The 14518-nt window shown below is 57.5% G+C and carries 17 protein-coding genes; 4 read left to right on the plus strand and 13 right to left on the minus strand.

Annotated elements, in window-relative coordinates; all coding sequences use genetic code 11:
* Positions 1-7: 7 nt before the first annotated feature.
* From J5Y17_RS17680 to J5Y17_RS17690, 3 genes are all read left to right on the plus strand, one after another.
* Entirely contained in the window at positions 8-652 is a 645-nt protein-coding gene (locus J5Y17_RS17680; RefSeq protein WP_255572199.1) for a DNA-binding transcriptional regulator, read from the plus strand.
* A gap of 411 nt (positions 653-1063) precedes the next feature.
* Complete coding sequence (locus J5Y17_RS17685; RefSeq protein WP_219787181.1) at positions 1064-1366, plus strand: hypothetical protein; 303 nt, start codon at positions 1064-1066, stop codon at positions 1364-1366.
* Positions 1367-1637: 271 nt separating this feature from the next.
* A complete protein-coding gene (locus J5Y17_RS17690; protein WP_219787183.1) occupies positions 1638-1943 on the plus strand; it encodes a hypothetical protein in 306 nt (101 codons plus the stop codon).
* Between the two features lie 77 nt (positions 1944-2020).
* Here J5Y17_RS17690 and J5Y17_RS17695 read toward each other — a convergent pair whose 3' ends face one another.
* The 3 genes from J5Y17_RS17695 to J5Y17_RS17705 all read right to left on the minus strand — a co-directional run bounded on the left by J5Y17_RS17695 (position 2021) and on the right by J5Y17_RS17705 (position 4673).
* On the minus strand, positions 2021-3565 hold the full coding sequence (locus tag J5Y17_RS17695) for an alpha/beta fold hydrolase (RefSeq protein ID WP_219787185.1): 1545 nt from the start codon (positions 3563-3565) through the stop codon (positions 2021-2023).
* Between the two features lie 75 nt (positions 3566-3640).
* Positions 3641-4213, minus strand: coding sequence for a hypothetical protein (locus J5Y17_RS17700; protein ID WP_219787187.1), 573 nt, complete (start codon positions 4211-4213; stop codon positions 3641-3643).
* Positions 4214-4301: 88 nt separating this feature from the next.
* On the minus strand, positions 4302-4673 hold the full coding sequence (locus J5Y17_RS17705; RefSeq protein ID WP_219787189.1) for a GlsB/YeaQ/YmgE family stress response membrane protein: 372 nt from the start codon (positions 4671-4673) through the stop codon (positions 4302-4304).
* A 461-nt stretch (positions 4674-5134) separates the two neighbouring features.
* Between J5Y17_RS17705 and J5Y17_RS17710 the strand changes: the two genes are divergently transcribed.
* Entirely contained in the window at positions 5135-5977 is an 843-nt protein-coding gene (locus J5Y17_RS17710; RefSeq protein WP_219787191.1) for a hypothetical protein, read from the plus strand.
* 30 nt (positions 5978-6007) lie between these two features.
* On the opposite strand, the gene J5Y17_RS17715 is transcribed toward J5Y17_RS17710, so the two are convergent.
* From J5Y17_RS17715 to J5Y17_RS17755, 10 genes are all read right to left on the minus strand, one after another.
* On the minus strand, positions 6008-6226 hold the full coding sequence (locus J5Y17_RS17715; RefSeq protein WP_219787193.1) for a hypothetical protein: 219 nt from the start codon (positions 6224-6226) through the stop codon (positions 6008-6010).
* A 373-nt stretch (positions 6227-6599) separates the two neighbouring features.
* Positions 6600-6833 carry an HGGxSTG domain-containing protein gene (locus J5Y17_RS19280; protein WP_370629004.1) on the minus strand — a complete coding sequence of 78 codons (234 nt, stop codon included), beginning with the start codon at positions 6831-6833 and terminating at the stop codon, positions 6600-6602.
* A gap of 347 nt (positions 6834-7180) precedes the next feature.
* Positions 7181-8677 (minus strand): YfjI family protein, encoded by a 1497-nt coding sequence (locus J5Y17_RS17720; RefSeq protein ID WP_219787194.1) that lies wholly within the window; start codon positions 8675-8677, stop codon positions 7181-7183.
* Positions 8674-9555: a toprim domain-containing protein gene (locus tag J5Y17_RS17725; RefSeq protein ID WP_219787195.1), complete on the minus strand. Its 882-nt coding sequence runs from the start codon at positions 9553-9555 to the stop codon at positions 8674-8676. Before J5Y17_RS17725 ends, J5Y17_RS17720 begins: the two co-directional genes overlap by 4 nt.
* A gap of 167 nt (positions 9556-9722) precedes the next feature.
* Entirely contained in the window at positions 9723-9908 is a 186-nt protein-coding gene (locus tag J5Y17_RS17730) for an AlpA family transcriptional regulator (RefSeq protein ID WP_219787196.1), read from the minus strand.
* Positions 9909-10015: 107 nt separating this feature from the next.
* The gene (locus J5Y17_RS17735) at positions 10016-10342 is read right to left on the minus strand and encodes a hypothetical protein (protein WP_219787197.1); all 327 of its coding nucleotides are present in this window, start codon (positions 10340-10342) and stop codon (positions 10016-10018) included.
* A 352-nt stretch (positions 10343-10694) separates the two neighbouring features.
* Positions 10695-12029, minus strand: a complete 1335-nt coding sequence (locus J5Y17_RS17740) for a site-specific integrase (protein ID WP_219787198.1) — start codon at positions 12027-12029, stop codon at positions 10695-10697.
* Between the two features lie 474 nt (positions 12030-12503).
* On the minus strand, positions 12504-13295 hold the full coding sequence (locus J5Y17_RS17745; protein ID WP_219787199.1) for a TIM barrel protein: 792 nt from the start codon (positions 13293-13295) through the stop codon (positions 12504-12506).
* A 21-nt stretch (positions 13296-13316) separates the two neighbouring features.
* The gene (locus tag J5Y17_RS17750) at positions 13317-14345 is read right to left on the minus strand and encodes a Gfo/Idh/MocA family protein (protein ID WP_219787200.1); all 1029 of its coding nucleotides are present in this window, start codon (positions 14343-14345) and stop codon (positions 13317-13319) included.
* Positions 14346-14375: 30 nt separating this feature from the next.
* Positions 14376-14518: 5-deoxy-glucuronate isomerase (locus tag J5Y17_RS17755; RefSeq protein ID WP_219786677.1), on the minus strand; the 143-nt coding region annotated here is incomplete at its 5' end.

Here is a 14518-nt window from a genome sequence, read left to right on the forward strand (position 1 = left end):
AATGCCGATGAATTCTAGAAAAACATTCGACACACTCAACGTCAGGTGGCTGCGCCGGAAACTTGGCATGACCCAGATTGATCTGGCCGAAAAGCTGAACGTCGATCAGACCACGGTCAGCCGGTGGGAGCGCGGGATCGAAGAGCCGAGGCCCGCCAGTTATATGGCGCTTCGAGATTTGCTCGTGGCGTTTGACGATCGGCGGGTTATTCAGCGACAGCTCGCCGTTATTCAAAACGATCTCGTCATCGGTGGCCTTGCGGATGACAAGATGCGGATATGGCATTTTTCTGAACGTGACAGAGAGCACAACATAAAACACTTTAACGTTGATCTTAAGTCACATCTTGGTTGGGAGCTCGCACGACATGCCGCTTATTCGGGGCGCTCCGAGTTGTGGGAAAGAATGACCAAAGCCGGCGTCGGGGGCGAGGACCTCCTACTGCTTCGCACAGAGGTGCATTATGCCGACACGACTCATGTGAACCATTGGGAGCCGTGCTATGAGGATGGCCGTATTTTCGCGTGGCAGACCGCCCTCGTCGAGAAAATCGCCGCCCCTTCGCCTCAAAACCTTGGTCTCATCGGCATGAGCGCAATCTATGCCGACAGCCCGATGGAACTGACCGAAATCCACCGCGCGGAGGCGTGAGCGTGCTTTCAGGTGCATCTTCGGAAGCAATGAGCGTCTTTTTGGCACCAATCTGATTTCACTGTAAAAAAGACATTTTCACGAACTTCCCCGAACGCATATTTTCGCCGTTCTTTGCGAGGTAGAAACATGTTTCTTTGCCCGCGCTCGTAGAGCGGAAAGAAGGCCGTCATCAAACTGTTATGACACTCTTTCTAAGATGCCCGCAGGCGCGAAAAGCGGAGAAGGTCGATACTATAACGGAACATTCGCGTGGCGGAGAGACTTTTGCTGGATCAAAGCTCAAGGAGCCTCAAAGGCACTCTTTTACTTAGATCGCCGCGCGCCCTCATGCAGAACTGATCGCAACACGTTTCATGATCAGAAATGTACAAATTCTAAACAAAAACCAAACCGAAAGGGACAACCACCATGAAAAACACGTCTATTCTGATTGCAGTCACCGCCGCCGCATTTGCATTGTCCGGCTGCGTGGAAATGGAAGACGCACCGGCCGGGACTCCGGCTGTGGGCAACGCCTATGATCTTTCCTCTTTCGAAGGCGCACGTGCCGGCCAAGCCGAAATGGGCATCTCCAACCTCGGCTACGAAGCCATCCGGAGCGAAGGCCTGACCACCTGGTATTTCAACCGCTCGACCGGCGCCTGTGCACGTATCACCACGGCTGACGGTCGCTACTCCGACGTCACCATGCTGCCCGCTGAAGATTGCTGATCAGAGACCCCTCTGACAAAAGCCTGATTGCGTCCCCGCGGTAAATTCGCGGGGACGTTTTGCATTTGAAAGGGTGTTATGGTCGATGCGCCTCAGCACGGGCATAGGTGTTGCCGGCGTATGGTCTGAGGGCCGGAGAGCAACGTCTGACCGCTCTCTCTCGCTACAGGTATTCGCCGTTCCGCTTCCTCATGAGCAATTGATCGAATCGTGCTGCTTGGACAAAAATGTTCACATTCCAAAGGCCACCTCACCGAAAGGGACATCTCCTATGAAAAACACTTCCAAGCTGATTGCTCTGGGCGCTGGCGCCCTCGCCCTAACCGCTCTGGCCGGTTGCGTCGAGACCGCGCCCGCTTCTTCGCGCATGCCAACGCCTGAAGAGCAGGCCTGCCTGAGAGATGTCACGCAAACGACGAATAACCCGGATGTTATCCTTCTGGGATCGAGTTTCTCACAAGCGGGAACTGAAGTCATCGTGGGTGTCGGACCGCAATCGGCCGAATGGCGTTGCATCGCATATAGCGATGGCTCGACCGATGGCATCATGTCCCTGACAGATGAAGGCGCACTTTAAGAGCGTTCAAAAGCATGCCCGCGACTTGGTCGCGGACATGCTTTTCTCAATAAATAACGTGACGATTTTCAGGAGCATTACTCTGCCTGCTCCGGAACCAAGAAAGAGAGTTCCGCTTCCTTCGACAGACACCCCGTGTCCAAATCCGACGCCGGATCATTCAGGAACCCCTCGAGGATTGAAAGCGCACAACGATTAAGGTTCGCGAGTTGAACATGGAAGCCTGCGGGAAAGATCACATGGGTTGCATTCGGCAAATGCGAGGCGACGTCCTCGGCCAAAAAATATGGGGTTTGGACGTCGAGCCCGCCACTCAGAAGCAGGACAGGTACATCGGTATCCACAGGCTCGTCGGAAGTTTCTGGCAGTTCGGCGACATTTAGGATGTCACATAGCGCCACATATTGGCGCGCGACCGAAGACGCGAAAGACGCCGCATAAACGCCACTGCCGGATGTGTCTTCCTCGTCCAATGCATGTGGCGGATCATCCGAACAGACCATGGCCATATGCATCAACATAACTGACCCACTCTCATCATCGGAGAGAGAAGCAACCGCTTCGTTGACGGTCTGCGAGGCCAGCATTTCTGACAGCGCCTCTGGCCCCGCCGCAATTTGCTCGCTCAAAAAGACCGGAAGTGCCGCGGCGCCGTATTTGCTCGTCTGAAGTCCGTAAAGTGTCGCGGCGAGTTCTTCCGGTCCAACCTCTACTTGCACATCGCCACTTAAATCGGTGCCCTCCGGGAGCGGAACCGTGACCATTTTCGGCTCAGTCCCCAAGACGCCAAAGATCTCATCCACAAGTCCGGGAATGTCGAAATTTGCTGCACAGTTCGCCTGATCCAAGCAAAGCTCCGTCATGCGATTCAGCCCCCAAGACGCGCGTTTGGCCCGATCCTGGACCCAACTTTTCGTCGTCGGGCTTTCGACGCCGTCCAAGACCACGGCGGCGAGATGATCCGGGAAGGCTCGCATATAAAACTGACCGAGAAGTGTCGCGTAGGAGGCCCCGTAGAACACGATTTTCTCATAGCCAAGCGCGGCGCGCACATCGTCGATATCCGCTGCGTTCTCAACGCTGTTGTAGGAGGAGAAATCCACACCCGCACCGGCATGCCGATCGATGCAGCTTTGAAGTGTCTCCGACGCCAGCGCTTCAGCTTCGGCCTCGTTCAGCCCTTGAGATAAAGCCTGCAAGCTCAGCGGTTTCACTTCGGGACAGGTCAACGCCGGTTTCGCACGGAAGGAGCCACGTTGTTCAAGGAGAACGACGTCGCGGCTCGCAAGCAGCCCTCCCAACAGCTCCGGTTGAAAGAGCGCCAATTCCATCTCGGAAATCAATGTCTGGCCGGGGCCACCCGCCAACATGAAAAGAGGCGGAGCACCTGTTTCTTCGGCCGCCTGCATGCGCAGATAGGCCAGTTCAATCTCGCCCGTGGCCTCGCCCGATCGGTTCTGAGCAACCGTGACATATCCGCAATCGACCCCGCCATTGGGGGCCAGCGTGTCAGGCAGGCTGACGAAGCATTCCGCAACCTCTTCGTGGCTTGGCAACTCTTGAGCCTGTGCCGCAGCGGACATGCCAAGCAGCGCTACGCAGGGGAACAGATATTTCTTCATCGCCAGTCAAGCCTCCTCGAAGACGGTCTATAAAAAAGGCCCTCGCTTATCCGCGAGGGCCCGAAGAGACCCCTGTCAGTTACAAGCCGGATACATATACCGATCGGCTTCCGTTACATCGGCCGGGCAGCCTTGCGGGGCGGAATGATACCAGTGAACGATGCGACTTCCCGAAGCATTGAAAGAACACTGGAAAGACTGACCATCCGTGGTGCTGCCGTTCACGGCATGCGTGCCGTCAACCCGCTGACCCTCGTAGGTCACGGTCGCGATGTCGCTCGCCGAAACGCCAAGCTTTTGCGCGGCGTAAGAATTGCACGACGACATCATCTGAGAGGCGTCCGGCTGTGCCGCGACATGCGCTTCACCAGACTGATACCAACTCACAACATGCGTGCCAGCGGCGTTGAACGAACACTGGAACGACTGCCCCCGCGTCGTGCTCCCGTTCACAGCATGTGTGCCATCGGTGCGCTGACCTTGATAGCTCAGCTCGGCAATGTCGCTCGTCGAGACGCTGAGATGCTTTGCGGCATATGTATTGCAGGACATCATCATTTGCGCCTCATCAGCGGCAAAGGCCGCCGAGGCTCCGCCCATGATTGCTGCGGCTGTTGCGGCACGCACGGTCATAACTAGATAGTTCATCGTTAATATATCTTTCTGAGTTTAGGGTGGTTTGTTTCATTTCCGCCGAAATTTCGGGGTGTTGCAAGTCTGGTGGCACAACCGGCGCTTATGCGACGGCTTTGCGGATGGCGCGAACAATGAGAATGAGGACAACGGCACCGATCACGGAGGCAATCAAGCCACCAACAATGCCCCCAAGCGGCAGACCGATCAGCGGCAAGACATATCCCGCCAAGAAAGATCCCCCGATCCCAAAAAGCACATCGCCCCAGAACCCGGATCCGCTGCCTTTTACGATCAGACTTGCGATCCAGCCGACGACGCCGCCGATGACAATCGCAATGAGAATTCCGATGATACCGCCGGTGACAGCGCCAACGGCTGCTCCGGTTTGCTCCTGCGCGAGCGCTGCACTTGCAAAGAACAGCGGACCTGTCGCACAGGCCGCGAAATTGGCCGCAAACTTGAATGTCTTCATTCTCTCGTCTCCTTTGGGGGAATTATGTGAGCGCTCAGCAGAAAGCCTAGGCTCTTTGCGTGTCGGCTCTGTATCAAATGGGAAATTTGGCGGAGAAAACGTCTTAGGCAAAAGCGCACTCCACAAAGTGGCAAAGTAGGGCAATTCGCCCCTCGCTCGCATTCCGCTATCCATCATCATTCTCTTTGTCGCCACACGAATGTCGCGTCGTCTTCTCACGCCCCAATGGACGTCGAAAACGCGAGGCAGGGAACGGCGAAAATATGCGCTTCGCGAAATGCCTTGTTTTAAGACAACTTTCCACCTTAGCGAGTGTTCAACGGTCAAACGCATATTTCCGCTGTTTCGCGGGCTTTTCTGGTTGAGTAGGAGTGAGTATGATCGAAACGAAACCGATGCGTGGATAAAACATCTTGCCGTTTCGGAGGCATCTCGCAATTGCAGAAAAAGGAAAAGTCACAGTGAAAAAGTCTTTGGGATATTGTGCGTCGCTTGTCGTTGGGTTTGCGATGCCGGCTTGGGCCGCCGATTCTGAAATTTCTCCCTCCACCTATGGTGCGACGCACTGGGGATACGTGGATTTCGGCGCGGCGCTGTTTTCTGGGGATGAAGAGGCTATCGCCTACGACGAATCCTGGGACGGAGAAGAGGTTTTCCTCAAGGGGGCGTATGTCTGGAACTTTGCCTCGGATTACTCCTTCCAACTCGACGTGTCGTCCAGCAGCTACAGTGAAGATGTCAGTGGCGAGACCGGTGGTATCAATCCTTATGATTTCTCACGGTCCGGCTCTAGCTGGGATGTGATGGGCCACCTGACGCAAAACACAGCGAGCGGACACTGTTACGGCGTCTATGTCGACCTCGGTGGTAGCTATTCCGACGATAATATTTATGCAGCCCTCGGTCTTGAGGGGCAGCTGAACTACGACACTTGGAGCCTCTATGGGTCTCTCGGTGGGGACTATGGGATTGGTGGGGACGCGGGCTCTGCCGATAGCCGCGCTGTCGTGGCTCAAGCTAAAGCGACCTACTACGTCAATCCGAACCTCGGCCTCACCGGTTTTCTCAGCGGTGCTGACGAGACGTGGTCCGCAGGCGACAACTCTCAGGTCAACTGGGGGCTTTCCGCTGAATATAAGCTGAACAACTCCCCCATCAGCGTCTACCTCGAGTATGACGACATGTCTTTCTCTGGGGAAAATGCGTTTGATAAATGGGACGGCGATCAGCAGACCATCTGGGTGGGCTTCCGCTACCACTTCAAGAATGGCACCCTTCAGCAGATCAACCAGAACACGTTTTAATCTAGTGTAAAATGTGGACGGCTCCGGTTTCTAAGGCTCCTTTGAGCCGGGGCCGTCCGATTTAATGCTATAAGACCAGCGGTAAAAATAGTTCTGGCGAAACAGCTCGACGATGCAGTCTTCGCCTTTCAGGCCATCCAACACGATCCTGCTCTTCGCTGTCACTGAATACTGCTTGAGGGGCGCGCGATGGATGTCTTTGCCAACCTTCTCGTCATAGCTCTGCTTGGGGCTGGATCCCTGACTCATTAGATCTCCCTAAATGTCCCTTAAACGCTGACGTCGCATACTCATTTCCGTGTTAAGGTGACAACCAATGCCAAAGGCCGCTTTTTGAAGCGCCGAGCAATGGTTTTGTACCTGCAGCGAAAGCCCGCTGTCCGCCCATACTGTTGAAAAACTCGGCCACGATGCCTGATGGGCGTTTTTTTGCGGGAAGATATTCTGAAAATCTCGAAAACCGCCCCAATACACGGCAGTTGAAATGGCGATTTGGAACAGCGTTCCGCATTTTGGAGAGTGCCATCAGATACGGCCACTTTTTTTCAACACCATCCGCCCGAAGTGTCAAACGGCAGGAGTTTGCCACGGACCTTCAGAAGGGCAAGGGGAAAGGCCCAGCCTATTCCTTGGGCAATTTTTCTTCCTTCCACTTAGCCCACCGCTGTCGCTGCGCATCGGCTATGCGTAATCGACCCTCGGATGATTTTGGTCCGGTTGATGCCCCGCCATGAAACTTGCACCGAGATTTGCCCGGCATTGGCTTTGCCTTGCATGGCGCCCCTTTTCGCGTGCGAGCGCCGCAAGACGGCTTTGAGGCAGCCAGATGGCTTTCATTCCGGTCTAAGCCCCCAATACGCGCGCGCGAAGTCGGGTAAAAAGCCCTGTAACTTTCGGTCTTTCACGCCTATCGCTCCCTATTAGTCCAAATGCAGAGCAGAGGGTCTGTATCGGTCCCTGTAGACTTTGCGATATCAACCAGCGCCCCCGCTTCGGCCTCTTCCCGTGTCTGCCCGCCGTCAAATTCGCGGATCGCGGCACGTTCTTCTAAATGGTCGAGGATCAAATCACGGTCGATGGGTATTCCCCCATGCTTCGCACCTCCGGACAAAACCGACAAAACTGACGAAACCTTGCTCCGATGGGGTTTCGTCGGTTGTGTCCCGGCTGCTCCTGCCAGTCGTGCTGCCTCAAGCCACCGCGTCATGATTGCCTCTTGTGGAGAGCAGGGTTTACGGCGTATAGCCGTCGCCGCCTGCCGCCCTGTGGTTTCGCCGGTGTGGATACAAGGCGGATGCAATCGCCGTCTTCCAGCGCGGCAAGCGCGGGGTCAAGGTCTGCTTTCCTGGCCAGCCCTGCGCGGTCGAGCCGCATCACATCGCGCGCCGTAAACGATCGCCAACCCTGTTCGCGAATGATTGACACGAGCCGCCGTGCCGCCAGGTCAGATTTGGGCGTCGACGCGTCGGCATAGGCGCGCCGCGCCATCGGAAAGAAATAGGATTCCACCAGATGCGCGGCCCTGCCGAATTCCCATGCCGTGATTTCGCCGGGTTCCTTTGCCTCCCCTGCCGCATGGTCGAGAAAGGCGAGCACCAGCGCTAGTCGCGCTGTCAGACCCGGAAGTTTGCCGATAAACGACAGCAACAGCCCTTCTGCCTCTGCCTCCCATTCGCGCACCGAATGGCGAAAGTCGTCCATGAGTTCGCGTGCATCTTCATCGAAAAGAATGAAAAAGGGACTGGTTTCGCCATCGTCATCCGATACCAGATCAAACGCGAGCAGCCGCGCAAAAATCCGGTCGATCAATCCTTCATCTTCCCAGATTTGAGGACGGCGCAGTGGGACAGGATCTGGCCAGATGGGCAGGAAACGCGCCAATAATCCGTCATCGTCGGACTTGAACAGCAGGCTTTTCAGCCGGTCAGGTTGGATGCCACCCAGCACGCCGATGGTGAGCCGGTCGATTGTCAGTGCCTCACGCCCCATGCGTTCCACTGTAAAGCCGCGCCCCCCGTAGGCTTCTAGCCAAAACGGGCGATCAGAACCGCCGCCTGAATAACGCTGCATCCCTTCGAGCCATCCCGCAAGTTCATCGCGCGTCTGTAACGTGCCGCGCGGCTGCTGCGCCAGTATTGCTCCGAGCCGTTCAATTGTGCCATCGTTCACGACAAGTCGGGGGATGTGGGGTGGCGGACCTGCATCGGCCTCCCGAGGTTTTTCTGGGGGAGGATCACCCGCCTTGATTGCAGCCTTCGCCTCTTCCTTCCACATTGCCTCCGCCAGCTTGGCGAGTTCCGCCCTACCCCTCCATACCTGCCTTTCGGCTTCTGCAGCTTCGCGCCGCGAACGCTCTGCATGCCGAAGAGGCTGCAACACAGCGTCCATAGCGGGGCTCTTGCCTGCGCTGGGCAACCCGATGCACATACTCCAGATGATGGGCGGCTCTTCCCAGCCGCGCCAAGGTGAAACCCACCGAGTGTTTCCAATGGTCGCGCCCACCACGGCCAGCAGCGCTGCGAAAACATAGTCAAGCGGTGCGCCTTTGGCCTGGGCTGCATCTTCCACCCATTGCGCAAGATTTGGCCCAAGCGCGTCGCGCAATGGAAGTGTCGGGGCAGGTGGTAATTCGAGCCGAAGGAAGCGCGGTGCAGGGTCGGGCCAGTCGGAGGTGAAGGGGATAGGCTCAGGCGCGTTCATGCAGCACTCCCTTTCAGAATGTCGTTCCAGTCTCGGCCTTCGGGCGCGGGGAGAAGCTCTACCGCCCAGCCGAGCGAATGCGCGCGTTCGGCCAAAGCGTGAGCGGCCTTGCGGCCCGCCGTGTCGCCATCTGGTGCGATGGTGATCCGGCCAGGATCAGGGGGCAGATGCAATCCCCTGATGCCAGATGTAGAGAGCGCGGCCCACACCGATGCCGGGCGTCGCAGAAGGCCCGAGAGAAGTGAGAGTGCGGTTTCTATGCCCTCAGCCACTGCCAACTGACCGGCGGCGTCAGAAAGCCGCACAGCGCCGCCACGCATGCGACCTAGCATGGCCTTGCGCGGTTCAATGGCAGCCTTGTCTGCGCCTCCTGGGAGAAGGTAGGTGCGATGCACCGCGAAACCCTCGCTCCCTTCTACCAGCGCTACCATGGCCGGATGGCGCCGGGCGGTCGGCCCGTGCCAACACCGAGGATGAAAGCGCAGTGTCGGCGGCAGAGGGCAACAGATGCCTCGCGTCTCGCGTAAATAGCATTCGGCGGGCGTGCCCTCGATTGCGACGGCCTCTTGCCAGAGCCGCGTGGCCTGCTGCGTGCGCTTAGCAGCCTCTGCTCGTTGTTCAACCTCACGGCGGTTGATTTCCGCCGGATCGGGCGGGTGGTAGTCGCCTGGGCCGACACTTGCCGCCCGGAGAATATCCCAAAAGCTGCATTCGGCCCTTTTGCAATGGGCGAGCAATCGCCCGTTGAGGCCATCCGATAGCGTCAGAGCGTTCTGTCCCTTCCGCTTTTCGGGCTGGCAAACAGGGCAAGGCGCGGTGCCGTAGCGGCCATGCCAGCGCCCTCCCAAGGCAGTCGTGAGAGTTCGGGCATCAGTCATTAGCCGTACTCCAATGGCGCTCTGTCTTGGAGGTCAGAGCCGCAACAATCTGGCCAATCGGTTTCCAATATGCTATTCGGGGAGAGCCCGCCGCAGACGCATGGCAAGGCATTCCCGCCCCGATCGCGTTCACCAGCGCGTCGGGGCTTTCCTCTTTGATCATCAAATCACGCTGCCCGCGTTTCGCGGTTTTCGAGCCACGCGGTCACATCGCTTTCGCGCCAGGCGACGAGGCGCGTTCCCAGCTTTATGGGTTGCGGGAATTCGCCACGCTTCATCCAGTCGTAAATTGTGGAGCGTGACAGCCCGGTGCGGGCTTCGACCTCGGGGCGGCGGAGGAGTTTGTCAGCCATGTCAGTTCCTTTCGGCTTGATTGAGTCATAGCCGGAAGTATCGATGGAACTGTCCGTTACGCCGAGGGAAGGCCGAGGGCCGATCCGCTTCCCGTTAATTGTTACAATCAGCGGCGCACGCCTTTAAGCCCTTTGGGGCTTGGCGGAAGCATTTCGGCACGCAACTTGTTTGCTTGAATCAGGCTTATTTTCTCCTTGGCCGTCAGCCCCTCCATTTCCCTTGATAACTGCGTCCACCAGACCTTGCCTCGAAGCGGATCCGAGACCCACGCCGTATAGCCCTTTTCGATTGTCGATGCTTTGACAGTAGACTCGCCGATGCTGAACTCATCCCGCCACCGCGCGGTATGTTCGCTCGCCTCAGTCGCTGAAATACCGGCAATCCTCATGGCAGCGACTTGAAAGAACGCGTAATCTTCCCACCGCTGCCGCATAAAGTCCTCCTTTCTCTGGCCATTACCCGAAAGTCGTAGATCTGCAGCGCGAGCATGGAGAAGCGTCGTTGCTTTGGTCACTGGGAGATGTTCATCAAAAACCATCCTTATGGCTGAATCGGCCCACCACGGGCTGCAGAAATACCATGCTCGCACAAGGTAGAGCGCAGCTATTTCCGCGCTTGCCCTGGCTGTCTCTAGCTTCCCCCTATCTTCCAGGCGCTCGAATTCCTCCGACGAATGGCAGCTAGGATTTCCCGCGAGAAGTCTGCAATCATCTCTTCGGGTGTAGTGCTCGGTTCTGTGTCCGGTTCCGAAAGTAGGTCGGATGTGCTTGAAAGTGTCGGGCCTTTCATCTCGTCGCGCCCAGCTTAAGCACGTTGTCACCCTCTGCCGCTTCGCCGCGCAGGAATGCGGCCCAATCGGCCATCATCGCACGCCGTCGGTCGAGCATGTCAGAACGTTGATAAGCGCGCTCCACTTCGGAGCCGATGAAATGCGCCAACGCGATTTCAGCCATATCGCGGGGATAGCCGCGCTCCGCCGCCCATTGCCGGAAGCTTGAGCGTAGCCCGTGGGGAACGGCCGGGCGCTTGCTGGCAGGGTCGAGATATCCCAGCCCTCCCAACTTAGCCTGCGCCTCCTGCATTCGGCGCATGACAGCGGAAATAGACATGTCTGACAACATGCCGCTGCGCGGGGAGAAGAAGACATAGGGCGAGCCGTCCAGCTGTGGAATGGCTTGCAACAGCGTCACCGCCTCCGGCGAGAGCGGCACGCGATGCGAGCGCCCGTTCTTCATTCGCGAAGCCGGGATGGTCCAGACGGCTCCTTGCGCCGCAGAGGGGGCCATTGTCGCAACGGGGGTTTTGTCGGTTTCGTCAATTTTGTCCCGCTCCCCTAAGTCCATTTCATCCCACGTCGCACCGCGCACCTCGCCCGAGCGTGCCGCAGTCAGAGTGAGGAATTCGAGCGCCCTTGCTGCCATACCTTCTCGTTCACCCAGTGCAGTCCACCACCTTGCCACATCACCAAGCGCAAGGGCGGGCTGATTGACGGCCCTTGCCACCTTAGAGGGTTTGGGCAGGATTTCAGACAGGTTGCCTTTCCACCGAGCAGGGTTGTCCCCTGTCCGGTGCCCAGCCACCGTCGCCCATGACAAGACATTTTCAATCCGCCCACGTACGCGCGACGCGGTTTCCGTCTTGTCTTGCCAAATAGGTTCTAGAACGCGAAGCACGTCTTGTACCGATATGTCGGCCACGTCCTTCCGTCCGACAACGGGCAAGGCGTATGTATCGAGCGTCGAACGCCATTGCTTGCGATGCTTTTCATTCCGGAACTCGGACAGTTTCCCGCCAAGATATTTCTCCACCGCTTCAGCAAAGCTCAGCCCAGCCCGTGCCTCGCGCTTGTCGGCCAAAGGGTCGCCGCCCAGCATCGCCTTGCCCCGGTTTTCCAGAGCAACACGTCGAGCCTCTCCAAGCGGCACAGCGGGCGGGCTACCCAGCCCGAGTTCGCACCGTTTGCCGCGAATAGTTATGCGCTGCACCCATTGCTTCGCACCGTTTTTCGCCACACGCAGAAAGAGTCCGTAGCCGTCGAAGTATTTTCCAGGGCTGCTTACGGTTTCCACGAAACGTGCCGACAGCGCTCGTTCCGGTCTCCTGATATTCTTGTGCGGCATTAAATCCCCCAATTCATCCCCCACTTATCTGTGGATCTTATAGGAGTATGGAGGAACGCTTCGCACGATGTAAGTGGGTAAATATTTATTTTCCTACATATTATTGGAACATTTTGGAATGTCTCGGAAATTTCTATGGCGGTCTGTCTCTCCGCCATTATCCCGACTTAGAACTCCCGAACATCGATTGTTTTCCGTTCGCCCTATTCGGTTTCCTTCAAAAAAACTCCACGGCCTGCAAAAACTTGGCCATTTGATTGCGGAACTGCGAAAGACGTTCAGTACCGTCGCGAGGAGTAATTTTCTGGTCGTGGCGCCGAAGTTCAGCCGTATCCGACAAACAAGCCGCACTTGATACCCTCTCGATTTCGGACCGGACGTCCTCAAGGCAGATCGAACCAATTAGGCGGTTCAGCCCACTCGTTTTTCGGTTGGCCGAAAAGGCAATCAAATCGTTTTAGCCACGCGAGAACCTCATCCCTCCAACAACTTACCTTCTATAAATGCGAAACTCTCATCCACACAGGCTGGGGTGATGCGCCGCAGAAGGCGTGGTTCTGTGCATTCGAATGAGAATGCGCCCTCATAGCCACTTTCAAGAAACTCTGCGATTTGAGGCACATTCCCGCAGCGATCCTCCGCGTCGACCAGAATGCGGTGCGCGTCCTGAAGCGCGTCCAAGGCCACATCCGGAGTAGAAATGCCGGAGATATGGACCATCGCTGTGTGATCCGCGAAAATCTCCGTCTCACCCGCGATCACATGTTGAAAGGTGTCATGAACGAGTTTGAATTTTTCAGTACCACCGACGGCCTCAATGGCCTCTACCAACTCCGCCTTGCCGCGAATTGTCGATGTCTCGAACCCGATCTGCTCGATCAATGGCAGGACTTTCTTGCCCTCAACCATCGACAGGATATCCCGCATCACGTCGCGCAAATCCCGTGTCGGGCGGTCGTCCACGGACGGAATGAGACTAATGGTCTCCGCGCCCGAGGCTTCTGCCACGTCGATGAGCGCTGCAATCTGCGCCGCGCGCGCATCATCCCAGACGTTGAACCCGTATACCTCCGACAGCCCGAGCAACCGGAGGCCACGCGCCCGCGTCATGTTCGCGGCCTCTTGGGGAGACACCCCGTCAAAGAGCGGGCGACCAAGGTCATTGCGTGGCTCGACTCCGACGCATTTGAGCTGGGCCGCAGCATCGAGAAACTGTTCAAAACTCAATCGACGGAGCGTTTTCTGGTTGAGCGCGCGTTTGATCATTCGGTGGCTTTCTGAACAGGGTTAGTCGAGGAGCGAGACGTCGCGATGCTCGGTCGCACTGACCCGCGCGGCATCAAGCACGCGAAGCACCTCAATCGCGTCAGTGGGAGGCACGGGCGGCGGAGTGCCGGTTTTACAGGCCTCGGCGAATGCCGCGTAGTAATCGTGGTAGCGGCCCTGCTCCGAGGGCACTTTCCGCGTGCCAGAGGCCGTGTGCAGTTTGGGCCAATTTTCCTCGACCTCATAGCCCCAGCCCTCCAGATCATCGAGCGGGCGTTTTTCCGCAAAGATTGCCTGTGCCTGCACATCGGTCATGTAGGACAGGTAACAGCCATTCTCGCCATAGACGCGATAGGTGTTCTCTGCGAACTTGTTGAGCTTGCTGGAGCTAACCTGACTAAAGACCCCGTTCTTGTGCCGCATGGACACGACGAAACCCGCGTCGGTCGGCCCCGCGTCGCTCTCAATCATATCGAGGTGCGCACTGACCGACGCAACAGGCCCAAAGAGCCAAACCATCTGATCGATTACATGGCTCCCCATATCGCGCAGAAGCCCGCCTGTGGGTCCGAGTTCGAGCGTTGCGGGATCATCCATATCCATCCGCGAATGCACGCGCCAGATCTGGCCCAGTTCGCCACCGTCGAGTACCGCCTTGAGAGTGCGGACATCCGTGTCGCAGCGACGATTGTGAAAGACGGAGAGGACGACGCCCTTCGCCTTGGCGGCGGCATCAAGTTCCCGCGCGACCGCAGCAGATGGGGCAAAGGGTTTGTCGGCGACGACATGCACACCGGCCTCAATCGCTTCGAGCACGAGCGCACGACGGGTTTCAGGCGGGGTGGTGATCGTCACGGCATCCACGCCCGCGGCCAGCATCTCTGGCAGCGAACCGTAAATCGGCAGGCCGGGATAGTCAGCTTTGATCTGGGCAATTTTGGCATCGGACCGAGCCACAATCCCCGCGAGTTCAATCCCCTCCGCCGCCATAATGAACGGCGCATGAAAATGACGGCCGCCTGTGCCGTATCCGACTAAACCGATTTTCACGCCTGTCTCCTTACGCCTATCTTGCGCCGCTCACATCAAATGTTCAACTTCTGGGGCCGGAACGAACCGCCATTTGCGCAGCGGACCGGCCATGACGTTGAGGTAGTACATCTCGAACCCGTAAGGCGCGCCGCAGGGGTGGTGACCGCGCGGGACGCAGACGACGTCGCCGT

It is taken from the genome of Celeribacter sp. PS-C1, from assembly GCF_019429625.1.
Classification (GTDB): domain Bacteria; phylum Pseudomonadota; class Alphaproteobacteria; order Rhodobacterales; family Rhodobacteraceae; genus Celeribacter.

Excerpts from the sequence above, each read along its gene's own strand:
- J5Y17_RS17680 (WP_255572199.1), top strand. The coding sequence starts at position 8 with ATGAATTCTAGAAAAACATTCGACACACTCAACGTCAGGTGGCTGCGC.
- J5Y17_RS17685 (WP_219787181.1), top strand. The coding sequence starts at position 1,064 with ATGAAAAACACGTCTATTCTGATTGCAGTCACCGCCGCCGCATTTGCA.
- J5Y17_RS17690 (WP_219787183.1), top strand. The coding sequence starts at position 1,638 with ATGAAAAACACTTCCAAGCTGATTGCTCTGGGCGCTGGCGCCCTCGCC.
- J5Y17_RS17695 (WP_219787185.1), bottom strand. The coding sequence starts at position 3,565 with ATGAAGAAATATCTGTTCCCCTGCGTAGCGCTGCTTGGCATGTCCGCT.
- J5Y17_RS17700 (WP_219787187.1), bottom strand. The coding sequence starts at position 4,213 with ATGAACTATCTAGTTATGACCGTGCGTGCCGCAACAGCCGCAGCAATC.
- J5Y17_RS17705 (WP_219787189.1), bottom strand. The coding sequence starts at position 4,673 with ATGAAGACATTCAAGTTTGCGGCCAATTTCGCGGCCTGTGCGACAGGT.
- J5Y17_RS17715 (WP_219787193.1), bottom strand. The coding sequence starts at position 6,226 with ATGAGTCAGGGATCCAGCCCCAAGCAGAGCTATGACGAGAAGGTTGGC.
- J5Y17_RS17720 (WP_219787194.1), bottom strand. The coding sequence starts at position 8,677 with ATGAACGCGCCTGAGCCTATCCCCTTCACCTCCGACTGGCCCGACCCT.
- J5Y17_RS17725 (WP_219787195.1), bottom strand. The coding sequence starts at position 9,555 with ATGACTGATGCCCGAACTCTCACGACTGCCTTGGGAGGGCGCTGGCAT.
- J5Y17_RS17730 (WP_219787196.1), bottom strand. The coding sequence starts at position 9,908 with ATGGCTGACAAACTCCTCCGCCGCCCCGAGGTCGAAGCCCGCACCGGG.
- J5Y17_RS17735 (WP_219787197.1), bottom strand. The coding sequence starts at position 10,342 with ATGCGGCAGCGGTGGGAAGATTACGCGTTCTTTCAAGTCGCTGCCATG.
- J5Y17_RS17740 (WP_219787198.1), bottom strand. The coding sequence starts at position 12,029 with ATGCCGCACAAGAATATCAGGAGACCGGAACGAGCGCTGTCGGCACGT.
- J5Y17_RS17745 (WP_219787199.1), bottom strand. The coding sequence starts at position 13,295 with ATGATCAAACGCGCGCTCAACCAGAAAACGCTCCGTCGATTGAGTTTT.